This window comes from Collinsella sp. 4_8_47FAA, assembly GCF_000763055.1.
Lineage (GTDB): Bacteria > Actinomycetota > Coriobacteriia > Coriobacteriales > Coriobacteriaceae > Collinsella.
Genome location: NZ_KN214134.1, coordinates 287,628 through 302,358, shown reverse-complemented (window position 1 = coordinate 302,358; position 14,731 = coordinate 287,628). Strand labels below are relative to the sequence as shown.

Here is a 14,731-nt window from a genome sequence, read left to right as displayed (position 1 = left end):
ACAAAGCTACCCAAGTGGCGCCGGGTTCGGTGCGCGGAAGAGAGGGTCCCGCGCACCCGATCCGCCCCGGCTCGGCGTTACTTTTTGCGGGAATTGGTGAAAGCCATGAGGGCCAGGCCAATAGCCAACCAGCCGATCACGATGCTCCACTCCACCATGTTGAGGGAGGCGGGAGAGAACGGAATCACGAGCAGGCCGATGATGATGGCGCAGGCACCGATGGCGAGGCAGATACCAAACTTGCCGCCGGGCACCTCGTAGGGACGAGGCAGGTCGGGCTCGGTGAAGCGCATGCGCAGGCAAGCGAGGGCGACCATGCCGCAGGAGAAGATGAAGGCGAGAGCCGACACGTTGGTCAGAGGGATGAGCATGTTCTTGCCCAAAAACGGTCCGACGACGGTGATGACGCCCAGAACGACGCAGGCAAGCTTGGGAGCGCCGGACTTGGGGTCGACCTCGGCGAACTGCTCGGGCAGTTGGCCCTTGCGGCCCATGGCGAGCATGATGCGGCTCGTGGCGCCGTAGAAGGAGTTCATCGGGCCCATGGGTCCAAGCGTGGCGATGACGAGCATGGCCAGGTACAGGAGCATGTTGATGCCCTTGAGGCAGGCGAGCGCGGGAACCGGGCTCTTAACAAACTCATGCCAGTCGAGGATGGTGCCGAACGAGTAGATGCAGACCATGTAGAAGCCGCCTGCGGCCAGCAGGGCCAGGGAGATGATCTTGCCGAACTTGTTCCAGTTGAGGCCCTCGGCTGCTTCCTCAGCCTGCTGAGGAATGGTGTCGAAACCGGCGTAGAAGAACGGAGTCAGAACCAAGACCGACACGATGCCGGCGAACAGGCTGGTGCTCTCGGTAGCGGCCTTGCCGCCGCCAGCGCCGGTGACCTGGGAGAACACGGGCATGGCATTGTCAGGCGAGCCGGTGAACAGCGAGACGCCCATGGCGAGCAGCATGCCGCAGAGCAGGGCCTTGGTCAGGAAGGCCTGGAGCTTGGCGGCCGAGCTGGCGCCGCGGAAGTTGAGGAAGATGACGTAGACTGCAAAGCCGAGCGCGATCAGCGTCGGGAACAGGTAGACGTCGGCCCCCAGGATGGTGTAGAGCTTGACGGCGCGCAGCCACTCAAGACCGGGTAGGCTGCCGAACATCTCGGACACGAGGGTCGAAATGGCGATGGCCTCCCACGGGCACAGGATGCCGTTGCCCAGGGCCAAAAGCCATCCGGTGATGTAGCTCAGTGTACGGCCAAAGCTACGATCGACATACTCGACGATGCCGCCCGAGATGGGGATAGCAGCCGTGAGCTCACCGAAAACAGCTCCGACGGGCACGAGGAAGATTGCACCCAAGAGGAATGCGATCATAGCGGGAACGGGACCGCCGCCCACGACCATCCAGTCGCCGACCTGCAGAACCCAACCGGTACCGATAATGGCACCAAAGCCGATGGTGAAGAAGTTCCAGAGCGAGAGCGTTTTCTTCATGCCGCCGTTATCCTCGACTGCAACTTCTGCGTTCTTGTCCGCCATTGTTCCCCTCCTTTCCTTTTTGACGCCCTTGGCGTCACCCCTTGCGCGGTCCGTTTTGCCGCGCGCTTTTATTCCATGGCTTTAAGATACGGCCTTGGCGCAGCAGCGCCGCTCGCAGCTCGACCGAAGGCAGAACTGCAAAACGAGCGGCACCGTTTTTGGGACGAACGGCGGGAGACGTCATTCGTCTTGGACGCTTTCATCTTGTCTGCTTTTGAAGACCTGTTGCCGTGACGCTTGGCGCGCGGCGCGGCAACGTTCATACCATTTGTCAGGCTTTTGGCGCACATACCCATGTGTCGTGCATCTTTTTATGTAGGATAGACAAGTTACACATGAGGCAAGGTGATTCGAATGGCATACGGATACAATGACGGCGACCAACGGCCACAAAGCGTGCGCCTTGCCGGCCGCACCACGCCAACGCCCAGAAGCACCTCCGACAACGACAACCCGCAGCGCCCCCAAGAGCAGCCCGGGGCTTCTTCGCGGCAGCAAAGCCGTACCGTGCAGCAGTCAGACCGCGTGAGCACGAGCACACGCCAACGTCAGACCGACACATCGCAGCCACGCCGCTACGATCGCCGTAAGACCGACTACTACGTCAAGCGTTCCTTTTCGCGACCTCAACGCGATCGCGGCAATTCCTCCCCTCACCCCGCGTCGCACACCACAAGCCACGCGCTTCCGGCCCGCCGCCTACGCCTTGCGCTTTGCTCCATCGCCGCCTGCCTCGTCTTTGTGTTTTCGGGATCCTGTATCTCCCACGGATCAGCCGGTCTTGAGCCCACTGCCGAGGACAAGCTGCTTAAAGCTCCCGTCGCGCCCGGTTACTCCTTTGCGTTCTCGACCCCACGCTCGCAATGGCAGGCCGGCACCATGCCCCACATCTACCAAATTGACCCCGCATGGTCGGAGCTGCCCTATGCCGGTGGCACTATTCGCGAAAACGCTTGCGGTCCCACCTGCCTCACCATGGTCTATATCTTTAAGACCGGCCATACCGATAAGACGCCGGTCGATATATGCGCGCTGGCCGAAGCCGGCAACTACGCCCCCACTGGTGCCACCGAGTGGTCGTTTATGACAGGCGGTGCGTGGCAGCTGGGGCTCAACGGAACACAGCTCTATAACGATCGCGAATCGATTACCCAAGCACTTCGCTCGGGTGCGCCCGTCATCGCCGCAGTGCGCCCCGGTACGTTTACCAACGTAGGCCACTACATCGTGCTCTACGGCATCGACGATGCCAACCAAATTGGCGTCTACGACCCCAACTCGGCCAGCCGCAGCGCCCGCCGCTGGGGCGTCGTAGAGGTCCTCAACGAAGTCGAAGCCATGTGGGCCTACTACTAGTCATTGAGGACAGACTTAAATGAGTGGTCATTAGGGACGCTCTTGTTTGACTAGTCATTTAAGAACGTCCCTAATGACTAGGTGAATAGCAAAAGCCCCGCAGCCGGAGCGGGCTGCGGGGCTCATGAAGAGAGGCTAGTTTGTAGGCGCTTTGCCTGGCGCCCACGAGAGAGGCAACAGAGTAGAGACTACTCGTGGATGCGGGTACCGGAGAGACCGGCCATGGTCTCGGCAGCCTTGTCCAGAGCGCCGATGATGCAGGTGCGGCCCTTGCGGGAACGGGCGAACTTGATGGCAGCGCGGACCTTGGGCTCCATGGAACCCTTGCCGAACTGGCCCTCGTCGGCCAGGCGCTCGGCCTCGTCGGCGGTGAGGTCCTCGAGCTCCTCCTGGTTGGGCTTGCCAAAGTTGATGGCGACATGCTCAACGGCGGTCAGCAGGAACAGGACGTCGGCGTCGCAGTCCTCGGCCAGCAGCTCGCCGCCCAGGTCCTTGTCGATGACGGCGGGAACGCCCTTGTAGCAGCCCTTGTTCTCGTAGTCGCGGACAACGGGGATGCCGCCGCCACCGCAGGCGATGACGATGAACTCGTTGTCGAGCAGGTTGAGGATGGAGTCGGCCTCGACGATCTTCTTGGGATCGGGGGAAGCGACGACGCGACGCCAGCCGCGGCCGGAATCCTCGACGAAGACCTTGGAGGGATCCTCGGCCATGAACTCCTTGGCCTGCTCCTCGGTGTAGAAGGGGCCGATCGGCTTGGTCGGGTTCTTGAACGCGGGATCATCGGGATCGCACTCGATCTGGGTGACGACGGTGGCGGCGTGCCAACGCTTATAGCGCTTGTGCATCTCGCGGCCGATGCCCTGCTGCAGGTGATAACCAATGTAGCCCTGGGACATGGCGCCGCACTCGGGCAGCGGCATCTCGGGGGTACCGATGGCATCGTGGGCAGCGGCGAAGGCGTTCTGGATCATGCCGACCTGCGGGCCGTTGCCGTGGGTGATGATGATCTCGTTGCCCTGCTCGATGAGGCCGAGGAGAGCGTGGGCGGTGTTGCTCACGGCCTCGATCTGCTCGACGGGGTTGTTGCCGAGGGCGTTGCCGCCAAGGGCGACGACAATACGATCGGGCTTGCCAAGAGGCTTAGACATTGCTGGAATCCTTTCTGTAAAAGGCCTACAACCCATTAATAACCCGCGTCCGTGCGATACGCGAGTTTATTAAGGTTTATATTCTCTTTATCGCTCATTTTATTCATTTTGAAAATAGCAGAACGGTGAACGGTCGGTTTTGTCCGCTCAGCGTACAGAACCCCAGCTCAGACATATCTACGCCATTTACGTGCAACTTTATTTAAATGCAGCGAGGATTATGTCGGATTATGCAAACTACATCTCTGCTAAACACAAAACGGACAGCGCAATATCTTACTCGCACTATACGAGATTCTATGCACTTATAAGTTGAGTATGCACCCCTGCAAAAACAAGGGGCTTTTCATCCAGCATAAGGAATAAAGAAAAGCTCCGAAAAGGCGGCAACAGCCAAGTCCCCCATCTATCTCCAAAGTGGCACGAGGTTTCGCGGCAAAGTCGCGAAACAGCGAAGGGGACAAAAGCCCCCCACAACCACGTCCTTCATCCGCCATCACATCCGAGGACGTAGTCGTAGCAGGATCTGAGGACTGACCTTCGCGGACGCTCCGCAGGACGAAAGAACCCCCGCCGCACGTAGTGCGCAGCGGGGGTTCTTTCATGTCCGAGGACGTCCGCGAAGGTCAGTCCTCAGATCCTGCGGTGGGAGACCTAGGCCTCGTTGTACACCGTCTTGAGCTTCAGCAGGTGAGCGTAGCGGTCCATAGCGGCCTGCTCGTTCTCCTTGAAGAGCTCCTCGGCGCGCTCGGGGAAGGAACGCGTCAGCGAAGCGTAACGGGCCTCGTTCATCAGGAACTCCTGATAACCGCCCGCGGGCTCCTTGGAATCGAGCGAGAACTTCTTGCCGGCAGCAGCCTCGGGGTTGAAGCGGAAGAGGTTCCAGTAACCGCACTCGACAGCCTTCTTCATCTCGGCCTGGCAGTTCTGCATGCCACCCTTCTTGATGGAGTGCATCTCGCAGGGGCTGTAGCCGATGATGAGGGACGGACCGTCGTAGGCCTCGGCCTCGTGGATGGCCTTGAGGGTCTGAGCCGGGTTGGCGCCCATGGCGACCTGCGCCACGTAGACGTAGCCGTAGCTCATGGCGATCTCGGCCAGGGACTTCTTCTTGGTCACCTTACCGGCAGCGGCGAACTGAGCGACCTGACCCAGGTTCGAGGCCTTGGAGGCCTGACCGCCGGTGTTGGAGTAGACCTCGGTGTCGAAGACGAAGACGTTGACGTTGTGGCCGGAAGCCAGGACGTGGTCCAGGCCACCGAAGCCGATGTCATAGGCCCAGCCGTCGCCGCCGAAGATCCAGAAGGACTTCTTGGTGAGGTAAGCCTTGTCGGCGAGGATCGCCTTGGAAGCGTCGCAGCCGCACTTCTCGAGCTCGGCAACGTAGGCAGCGGCAGCGGCCTTGGAGGCCTCGGCGTCGTTGACGGAGTCGATCCAAGCCTGGCCGGCGGCCTTGAGCTCATCGGACGGACCATCGGCAGCGATGATGTCCTGGGTAGCGGCGATCAGCTTCTTCTGGACGGCCTCGTAACCGACGGCCATGCCCAGACCGTGCTCGGCATTGTCCTCGAACAGGGAGTTGTTCCACGCCGGGCCGTGACCGTCCTTGTCCTTGCAGTAAGGAGCGGTGGCAGCGGGGTTGCCCCAAATGGAGGAGCAGCCGGTGGCGTTGGAAATGAACATGCGGTCGCCGGCGACCTGGGTCACCAGACGTGCATAGGCGGTCTCGGCGCAGCCGGCGCAGGAGCCGGAGAACTCCAGGTAGGGCTGCTTAAACTGGCTGCCCTTGACGTTGGCCGCGATGAGCTCCTTCTTCTCGGAGACGTTCTCGACCATATAGTCCCAAACGGGCTGCTGGTCCATCTCCTGCTCGGTGGGAACCATCTCGAGGGCGCCCTTGGGGCAAACCTTGACGCAGTTGGTGCAACCCATGCAGTCGAGCGGGGACACAGCCATGGTGAACTTCATGCCCTTGGCCTTGGGGCCCATGGCGTCGAGCGTGCGGGTAGCCTCGGGCGCGGCGGCAGCCTCGTCCTCGGTCATCGCGAACGGACGGATGGTGGCATGCGGGCACACGTAGGCGCACTGGTTGCACTGGATGCACTTGGTCTCATCCCAGTGGGGAACGACCACGGCGACGCCGCGCTTCTCGTATGCGGAGGCGCCCAGCTCAAACTGGCCGTCGGCGCAATCGACGAAGGCGGAAACAGGCAGGCTGTCGCCGTCCATGCGATCGATGGGCTCGAGCAGGTTCTTGACCTGCTGGGCGATAGCGGACTTGGTCTCCTCGGAGAGCTCGACGGGAGCGACATCCTCGGCGGTAGCCCAGTCGGCCGGAACCTCGAACTTACGGAAAGCGGTAGCGCCGGCATCGATGGCCTTGTGGTTGGCGTCGACGATGGCCTGGCCCTTCTTCATGTAGGACTTGGTAGCCGCGTCCTTCATGTACTGCAGGGCGTCCTCGGCGGGCAGGACCTTGGCCAGCGCGAAGAAGGCGGACTGGAGCACCGTGTTGGTGCGCTTGCCCATGCCGACCTTGGCGGCCAGGTCGATAGCGTCAATCAGGTAAACGTTGACGTTGTTGTTCGCGATGTAGCGCTTGGCCACGGCGGGCATGTGCTCGGCGAACTCCTCGTCGCTCCACTGGCAGTTGACCAGGAAGGTGCCGCCCGGCTTGACGTCGCGGACCATCTTGAAGCCCTTAACGATGTAGCTGGGGTTATGGCAGGCGACAAAGTCGGCCTTGGTCACGTAGTACGGCGAGCGAATCGGGGAATCACCAAAGCGCAGGTGCGAGACGGTGACGCCGCCGGTCTTCTTGGAGTCGTACTGGAAGTAGGCCTGGACGTACTTGTCGGTGTGGTCGCCGATGATCTTAATCGAGTTCTTGTTGGCGCCGACGGTACCGTCGCCACCCAGACCCCAGAACTTGCACTCGATGGTGCCGGGGGCTGCGGTGTTGGGCGCATCCTCGGCCTCGGGCAGGCTCAGGTTGGTCACGTCATCGACGATGCCGATGGTGAACTCGCGCTTGGGCTCGTCCTTCTTGAGCTCCTCGAAGACAGCGAACGCGGACGCGGGAGGCGTGTCCTTGCTGCCCAGGCCGTAACGGCCGCCGACGACCTTGATGCCCGTCTTGCCGGCCTCGTAGAGAGCGGAGACGACGTCCTGGTAGAGCGGCTCGCCGATGGAACCCGGCTCCTTGGTGCGGTCCATAACTGCAATCTTCTTGACGGTCTCGGGGAGAACGTCGACAAAGTGCTTGATGGAGAACGGACGGAACAGGCGGACCTTGACCAGGCCGACCTTCTCGCCGTGAGCGTTGAGGTAGTCGATGACTTCCTCGAGCACGTCGCAGAAGGAGCCCATGCACACGACGACACGATCGGCATCGGGAGCGCCGTAGTAGTTGAATAGGCCGTAATCGGTGCCGAGCTTCTCGTTGATCTTCTTCATGTAGCCCTCGACGACGGCGGGAAGCTCGTCGTAGACCTTGTTGCAGGCCTCGCGGTTCTGGAAGAAGATGTCACCGTTCTCGTGGCTGCCGCGGGTGTGCGGGTGCTCAGGGTTGAGCGCGTGGTCGCGGAAAGCCTGGACGGCGTCCATGTCGCACATCTCGGCAAGATCCTTGTAGTCCCACATGGCGACCTTCTGGATCTCGTGGCTAGTGCGGAAGCCGTCGAAGAAGTTAAGGAACGGGGTCTTGCCCTCGATGGCGGCAAGGTGAGCCACCGGCGAGAGATCCATGACCTCCTGGACGTTGCCCTCGGCGAGCATGGCGAAGCCGGTCTGGCGACAGGCCATGACGTCGGAGTGATCACCGAAGATGTTCAGGGCGTGCGAAGCGACGCAACGCGCGGAGACGTGGAAAACGCCCGGGAGCTGCTCTCCTGCGATCTTGTACATGTTCGGGATCATCAGGAGCAGACCCTGAGAAGCCGTGTAGGTGGTGGTCAGAGCACCGGCACCCAGCGAACCGTGAACGGTACCGGCTGCACCTGCCTCGGACTCCATCTCGACGACCTTGACCGGGGTGCCGAAGATGTTCTTGCGACCCTGGGCCGCCCACTGGTCGACATGGTCGGCCATCGGGCTGGACGGCGTAATGGGATAAATTCCCGCTACCTCGGTGTACGCATACGAAACATATGCGGCCGCCTCGTTGCCGTCCATAGACTTAAACTTACGCGCCATATACCCCTCTCCTCTCATATAGGTATACAGGCCCCGGCGATCGCCGGGATATTGGCGTGATGGGATTTTCGTTGTTGCTTCCAATCATCTGGCAGGCGGACTCAGCAGCAGGTACATGGCGTGGAGAGAAGGCATGCCGAGGCGAGGAGGGCTGCACGCGCTCCACAGGCCCAGCTACCCGTCTTGCACATGACCGAGCGCCGCAAAGGCCGCATGCCGGATGCTCCCGGGCACGCCCCGGCGATGGGAAGCGCCCGCAACGGAAATCCGCATGCGGGTTTATTGTACCCCGCCGTCAAGCCATATTTCGGCGAATATAGGTGGCCGGTAAAGGTTTACCTCGGGTGACTATTGTGCGCCCGGCACCGACGGACACAGTCCCCTGGAACCCCACAGCAGTTGCGGTGAAATAGGGACTGTTTTTGCTGTTAACGGCCTTAATCAGTCCCTATTTCACCGCAACTCATTGAGGGGATGAGTTAGAGGGCGCCGAGGAGGATGGCGTAGGTGGTGGATTCGCCGAGTTTGAGCTCGTCACCGGGGCTGAGCCGGGCGGAGCGGCCGGGCTCTACTTGAATACACACACTCGTGACCCCGTTTACCACCACGGTGCCGTTAGTGGACGACAGGTCCTCGACAAACCATGCGCCAGACTCGTCGCACCAGATATGGGCATGGCGGGCCGAGACGTCGTCGGTGATGCCGCCCTCCCCCGTTGCCAGCGCGCCGATCTCAACGCCTTCCTCACTCGGCTGAATCCAGCGCGGGACGCTCACCACGTAGCCGTTTTGCACGCACAGCAGTCCCAGCGGATGCGCCGGCGCGACCTCGTGCTCGCCCGCGACCGAAGATGTGCTCAGCGAGCGCGGCGTCGACGTGTCGCCGCCACGGGTCGCATGAGCGCGGCGGCTCGCCCGACTTGGAACTAAGGCGGGCGTGAGAGCAAACGGCATAGGGAACGAATCTTGCGGATGTACTCCTCGACGTCAGGCAGGTAAGCCCCACGAAGTCACCGGGGAGGCCCAAGCGGCCCGGCACCACTTCCAGATTCTGACCAGGGCGAGTCGTTCGCCGGTGGCTGAAGGCTCGCTCCCACCCAAAAGGGGAGATTCGCGTTGTTCCCCAATCGCTCTCGCATCTTTCATTTTGCTCGAGGTGGGCTATAAAAACTTTCCTGGTGAAAGGCGGCGATTGGTTTCCTTTCTTTCTAGAGGAGCGCGCCTGTAATCTGTTTTCATCCTAAATCAAGTTAAGATCGGACCTTCCAGAGGCAAGTCGACTCAAACTGCGAGGCTCCATGTTGGAATAAAGAGCGCTGTCGAAGTGCCAACAACACAAAGCTTGCCAGTCTCAAATAGAACCTTTTGGGAGTCCGATTGGGCCGCACACCGAATCCCCGCTGGTGGTTTTTTATAGCTGCGCAACAATAAACAAGGTTAGTGCCAGTCCAGCATGAAATTGAGGAACGTATGCATTTTTTCTCAGTAAGTGATCGTCGTTACTGCTTCGATGAGGTCACTCGCAATTGCTTTCAGGTTGACCAAGCATCAGAAGATGCGCTTCGCATATTTGAAGCATCGGGAAGAACGGTCAACTCGAAGTTGCTAACAAAGTCACTTGCTGCGAAAGGCTACGACCAAACGACCATAGCAGAACTTGAAGACGACATTGATGAGTATAAACGATTGTCTGAGCGGACTTTCTTAACAAAAGACACGCCTCGAAAACTTAGATCCATCGAACTCCACGTTTCACATGCATGCAACCTTGGTTGTAGTTACTGTTTTGCCGGTAAAGGAGATTATGGAACGTCTCCTCTGCTGATGACAGACGAGATAGCCTTCAAGGCGGTCGACTACCTCGTCGCAAGTTCATCGGAAAACGAAACGCTTGCGATCGTCTTTTTTGGTGGGGAACCCATGATTAACGAGCCGCTGATATGGAAAACGGTCGACTATTCAAAAAGAATATACCCCAATAGAAACTTTACCTATTCTATTACGACCAACGGAACGCTTTTGAATGACACTGCTGTGAATTCTTTCAAGGAGCACGGGTTTTCTGTTCTGATTAGTCTCGATGGTACAGGATGCAAGCACGATGCATCGCGCCCGTACAAGACGGGAGGCGGCTCTTTCTCCGATATCGACAAAAACGTTCGTCGTTTTTCCGAGTCGTTCCCCTTCGGCGCAAGAGCGACCTTAACAAATAATAACTGTAACCTTGTTGAAGACTATCTTCAGTTTAAAGAGATGGGCTTCAGAAGGATTTACTTCTCGCCCGTGAGCTCATTCGATGAGAATATCAAACTCGACGAACACTCATTAAACAAAATCAGGGCGGGCCTAATAGATTTGGCGGATCAATATCTCAAACAGATTGATCAAGGGGAAAAGCCCTTGTTTAGAACATTGAAAACTGCAGTTGATTTGATTATGAGCAACAGGATCGCCTTTGTCGGATGCGGGGCTGGCAGGCGTTTTATTTCCGTGACTCCCGAAGGGGACGTATACCCCTGTCACAGGTTTGTCGGGATGATGCGATTCAAAATGGGCAACATCGTCACCGGAATTGACGAAACTAGGTATATTGAAAACTGGAGTCAGGGTGTCGAAAAAAGAATTGACTGTACGGACTGTTGGGCTCGGTCTTTCTGTGGTGGGGGCTGTAGCTGGGAGGCTGCAGACGAGCACGGCTACTTGCCCAAGAGTCTACACCCTGCATCATGTGAATATAGAAAAATGTGCTACGAGATGGCTTTTGACCTTATTTCCCGCCACTCATCTTCGCAGGAGAAAAATCAACGAGAAGCTACTGTATCGGAATAAGCGGTTCAGCGCATTGCTGTCACCATTGTGGAGGTGTTCGTTCTTCTGATTACCGTCTGCGAAGCTTATTGCTACGTTCGCCGAAACCATTCTAGAAATATGGTGAACTAGACATCTTGGTTTGTTATACACAATATTGAGGTTTTTCTGCACTCAAAGGGAGGTAGTCGTGAAGCATATTCATCCGATTAATCCAGGAAGTGGCGACGAGGCAGGCGTGAAGCCGATGTCTTTTGACTGCCTCTTGGGCATTACTGACATCTGTACTGTTTATGATAAAGCAGATGGCTGTGGTGCATACGATTACTGCGACTATGACATGGATGGCGGCAGCATCTGCGTTGTAGATCACTGTGGCATTGATCAAACGTAGTCTCTAATTGGATTAAGGTGAGGAGCTGTTATGAAGCATATCCATCCTGTTGGTTCAAATGAACATCCTCCCGTTGAGCCTTGTTGTCTTGGAGTTGATATATGCAATTTTTACGACATCGCCGAGTGCCCTGTTGCGGATTGGTGCTATGTCGATAAAGAATCAAGCTGTGTTTTGCCAGCAGATTGGTGCGATCCAGTTGACGAGTAGTTTTGTGGCTAGGAACTATTTGGTCCAATTCAGAATAAGATGGGAACAAATACCAAAATCTCGTGTCTGGGAGGAGTTATGCCATTATTGCAAGGTCTCGTTGGATTAGCCTTTATACTTGCGTTATATCTGGCACCTTTTTTAATTCTATTCTTCATTATCCGACTCTTTCTTCGGAGAAAATAGGAGTGTCACGCAAACATTAGCGTAGCTTTCTTCCAATATGAGCCGAGCATTGGCAAGTGGAATAAGAAGCCCGACCGTTCGCCACATGAAAGTGATCGGACGGGCTTCTCTATTTAACCCGGGCCGCCACCCATAGCGGCTTTCCAAGCGTATTCTCAGTGCAAAGCAATCGTCAGTTTAATCCTATGCGCTGATACCGCATTTCATTTGTTCGGCTCGAATTCTACGGCCTGGCAACCCTCGCACTCTCCGGCAAATGGATTGAACGCGAAGGCAGAGATGATGTGTGCGTGGACATCGAGGCTGCTGTAGGCAACATACTGGGACATGGACCCCCGCTGCGCGTGGTATGCGGCCCGGCATATTCATTGCCGTCCAACCCCGTGTAGTTGCAGCAAAGGGTGGAACCTCAATGCTCAGCTCATGTTGTCCGTGGGACACGAGAATCGTAAGTACACTTTGGTGCGATTCTCACGCTGATACTGAGCCACCTGGAATAAGATACGTCGCGACAACACTTCGCTTCACCTCTGTCTCGACAAGATGACGTAGACTAAAGTTTCCTTTAGTAAGAGAACGAGAACTATATCTGAAAGCGTTGCGATGGCGTGAAGGCACCGAGTCCGAACCGCCTGAATGCTACGTGCATCTGCATCGCCTTTTTGTTATCTCTGCCAGTTGGGTAGCACTACACTTGTCATCATTTACCCTGGTACATGCTGCCTAAATCCACTACCCCTTCTACCGCGCCGACCATCTCGTCATCGTGAGAGACAACGATGATCAGCTGGCTTTGCTTGTTGCGCTTAACATAGGCCGCAAGCTCGGCGCGGCTTACAGCGTCTAACCCAGTCGTGGGCTCGTCGAGTACCAAAACTGACGACTTGCGTGAAATCGCCGACCATAAGTACACTCGGCGCAGCTCACCGCCCGAAAGCGCGGAGCAACGTTTCCCGAGCAACTCCTTCACGCTGTTTTCCAGCGAAAGTAGGCCATCTACACCCCGGTGATAGGAAGAAAAGGGCGTGTCGAAATACTCTAACAGCTCTTTCACCGTTTCGTCCGGCGCGAAGCACGACTGTGGGCAGCACGATATCTCTCTCGCACGTATGTAATCCAAGTCGCATTCTTCGATTGGCACGCCGTTGTATTTTACTTTGCCTTTCGATGAGTATAGCCCGAGTATCAAGTAAAGAAGTGACGTCTTGCCTCTTCCGTTTTCCCCAACTATGCAATATGTACCAGGACCGGAAAACTTGAAAGAAAACCCGCCGAGGACCTCTCGGACAGATCCGTCTGGAAGGGCAACCGAGAATTCCAAATCAGATACCGAAATGTCATTTATTTCATCGAGTTTAGCTAAATCGGTCCGATTCCACCCCGATCTCTCCTTTTCTCTCGTCGCGATAGCCGTCCTATCCCATGATGCTTTGGCATCTTGATAGGATTTGAACAATGACATCATACTTTTCAAAGTCTTAAAGAGAACCGCGAAGTATGTACCGATGATAGTGTACTCGCCTATTGACATAGTTCCGTTAATGATTCGTACTCCGGAAACAACAAGTATCACCGCTTGAAACAACGCTGCGAAAAGACCATCGAGCGATGTCAGAGAATATGATAGCTTTCCGGAGCGCAAAACTTTGGGAAAATAGCTCTTAAACCCAGCGTCGAGCGCTTGTTCGCTCTTGCCGTACGAAGATGTCAGTTGAATGTTGAGAATCTGATTAAGCTGCGATGCAATTGCGGCGTAAAAGGCGCTGTCCGCCTCTTTCTTCTCATACGTGACCCTATACAAAAGTTTCCTCAACCCAGTAATTACACAGAAATACACGATGAGGAGAATGATGGAAAACACCGCGAGAGTTGAATCAATTGACCATATGATAAGCAATACGATGGGAATGGCTACAATGGACAGCGGCGCACTGATAAAATTCGCCAAAACGAAGGATGAGACCACGCTGGAGTCGGAAATAATCCGTTGCGTTGTATAGGCTGGATCGATGGTCCGACTCACCAAGTAATCGTCTCTTTCAAAACGCAAGACGGCCTCCCTGAGAAGATCAAAGGAAAGTCTCGTGGTTATGCGAATGGAAAGTGTTCCTGCAAAATAAGTAAAGAGGGTGGAGAAAACTCCTATTGACGCAACCAGGAGCGCGAAGAGTACGGCGTCTCTTTCGCTGCGGTTACCGAGAAGAAAATCTAAGAATTTCCCGTTCACGTATGGCATGGCATAGGAGAGAGCGGTTCCAATCACCGTGATAGCAATGAAGACGAAAGCCCCTTTTGCTCTGATGAACCTCGAGAGAACGCATCGAATCAAGGAAGGCCCCAATCTACCCGCCACAAAACATCAATCACTGATACCTTACACCTCAACACAACAGGAGCGAAGATTTGCCAATGAGACTGCTTTAAGATTGCCTTGGGCCAATACGATCTCAAGCTCTTCCTACAAAAGAGTCGGAATCGGACATCTCCTCCGACGAACCTGGCAATCGGGCGGTTGAAATATCTTTTTCAACCGCCCGATTGCCACAATAGATTTGAGCATCCGCCCACAAACGTCCGCGTTTTATACCCATCAAATCCTTTGCCTTTTGTCGTCTAGACTAGAAAAATCGCTCGAAATAACGCAACCGGCCTGCTCGCTTGAAGAAACCTAAGCCCGTAACGTAGATGTGCAAACTTCCGAAACGCCTTGCGCGGCATAGTGCGTATAAACTTCGTCAACCGCCTCAGAAATATCTGAGTATCGCGCCGGGTCAAAAGCATACGATGTCGCAGCTATACCCTGCACCCATTCGGAACGCGGATTAATTGAATAGCCACACAGCATCATCATACATGCATCTAGACCTGATTTCCCAAGTATCCGACGTATTGATGAGAGCATCG

At 56.4% G+C, this 14,731-nt stretch carries 9 protein-coding genes; 4 read left to right on the top strand and 5 right to left on the bottom strand.

Annotated features, from left to right (window positions below; all coding sequences use genetic code 11):
* Window positions 1–77: 77 nt before the first annotated feature.
* Complete coding sequence (locus HMPREF9463_RS01440) at window positions 78–1,529, bottom strand: APC family permease (RefSeq protein WP_035136747.1); 1,452 nt, start codon at window positions 1,527–1,529, stop codon at window positions 78–80.
* Window positions 1,530–1,883: 354 nt separating this feature from the next.
* Between HMPREF9463_RS01440 and HMPREF9463_RS11260 the strand changes: the two genes are divergently transcribed.
* Window positions 1,884–2,885 (top strand): C39 family peptidase, encoded by a 1,002-nt coding sequence (locus HMPREF9463_RS11260; protein WP_232219720.1) that lies wholly within the window; start codon window positions 1,884–1,886, stop codon window positions 2,883–2,885.
* Between the two features lie 188 nt (window positions 2,886–3,073).
* Here the strand turns inward: HMPREF9463_RS11260 and arcC are convergent, their stop codons facing one another.
* The 3 genes from arcC to HMPREF9463_RS10325 form a co-directional block, all read right to left on the bottom strand.
* Window positions 3,074–4,036, bottom strand: a complete 963-nt coding sequence (gene arcC / locus HMPREF9463_RS01430; RefSeq protein ID WP_006235166.1) for a carbamate kinase — start codon at window positions 4,034–4,036, stop codon at window positions 3,074–3,076.
* A 654-nt stretch (window positions 4,037–4,690) separates the two neighbouring features.
* Window positions 4,691–8,230 (bottom strand): pyruvate:ferredoxin (flavodoxin) oxidoreductase, encoded by a 3,540-nt coding sequence (gene nifJ, locus HMPREF9463_RS01425; RefSeq protein WP_035136745.1) that lies wholly within the window; start codon window positions 8,228–8,230, stop codon window positions 4,691–4,693.
* Window positions 8,231–8,709: 479 nt separating this feature from the next.
* Window positions 8,710–9,183 (bottom strand): FHA domain-containing protein, encoded by a 474-nt coding sequence (locus tag HMPREF9463_RS10325; protein ID WP_052043994.1) that lies wholly within the window; start codon window positions 9,181–9,183, stop codon window positions 8,710–8,712.
* 516 nt (window positions 9,184–9,699) lie between these two features.
* Between HMPREF9463_RS10325 and HMPREF9463_RS01415 the strand changes: the two genes are divergently transcribed.
* The 3 genes from HMPREF9463_RS01415 to HMPREF9463_RS10825 all read left to right on the top strand — a co-directional run bounded on the left by HMPREF9463_RS01415 (window position 9,700) and on the right by HMPREF9463_RS10825 (window position 11,641).
* A complete protein-coding gene (locus HMPREF9463_RS01415; protein ID WP_084591731.1) occupies window positions 9,700–11,058 on the top strand; it encodes a radical SAM/SPASM domain-containing protein in 1,359 nt (452 codons plus the stop codon).
* Window positions 11,059–11,227: 169 nt separating this feature from the next.
* The gene (locus tag HMPREF9463_RS10830) at window positions 11,228–11,431 is read left to right on the top strand and encodes a hypothetical protein (protein ID WP_124785779.1); all 204 of its coding nucleotides are present in this window, start codon (window positions 11,228–11,230) and stop codon (window positions 11,429–11,431) included.
* A 30-nt stretch (window positions 11,432–11,461) separates the two neighbouring features.
* Window positions 11,462–11,641 (top strand): hypothetical protein, encoded by a 180-nt coding sequence (locus HMPREF9463_RS10825; RefSeq protein ID WP_147324165.1) that lies wholly within the window; start codon window positions 11,462–11,464, stop codon window positions 11,639–11,641.
* A gap of 886 nt (window positions 11,642–12,527) precedes the next feature.
* Here HMPREF9463_RS10825 and HMPREF9463_RS01410 read toward each other — a convergent pair.
* Window positions 12,528–14,156: an ATP-binding cassette domain-containing protein gene (locus HMPREF9463_RS01410; protein WP_198019888.1), complete on the bottom strand. Its 1,629-nt coding sequence runs from the start codon at window positions 14,154–14,156 to the stop codon at window positions 12,528–12,530.
* Window positions 14,157–14,731 lie beyond the last annotated feature (575 nt).

Coding starts and splice junctions, on each gene's coding strand:
- HMPREF9463_RS01440 (WP_035136747.1), bottom strand. CDS start 1,529: ATGGCGGACAAGAACGCAGAAGTTGCAGTCGAGGATAACGGCGGCATG.
- HMPREF9463_RS11260 (WP_232219720.1), top strand. CDS start 1,884: ATGGCATACGGATACAATGACGGCGACCAACGGCCACAAAGCGTGCGC.
- arcC (WP_006235166.1), bottom strand. CDS start 4,036: ATGTCTAAGCCTCTTGGCAAGCCCGATCGTATTGTCGTCGCCCTTGGC.
- nifJ (WP_035136745.1), bottom strand. CDS start 8,230: ATGGCGCGTAAGTTTAAGTCTATGGACGGCAACGAGGCGGCCGCATAT.
- HMPREF9463_RS10325 (WP_052043994.1), bottom strand. CDS start 9,183: ATGCCGTTTGCTCTCACGCCCGCCTTAGTTCCAAGTCGGGCGAGCCGC.
- HMPREF9463_RS01415 (WP_084591731.1), top strand. CDS start 9,700: ATGCATTTTTTCTCAGTAAGTGATCGTCGTTACTGCTTCGATGAGGTC.
- HMPREF9463_RS10825 (WP_147324165.1), top strand. CDS start 11,462: ATGAAGCATATCCATCCTGTTGGTTCAAATGAACATCCTCCCGTTGAG.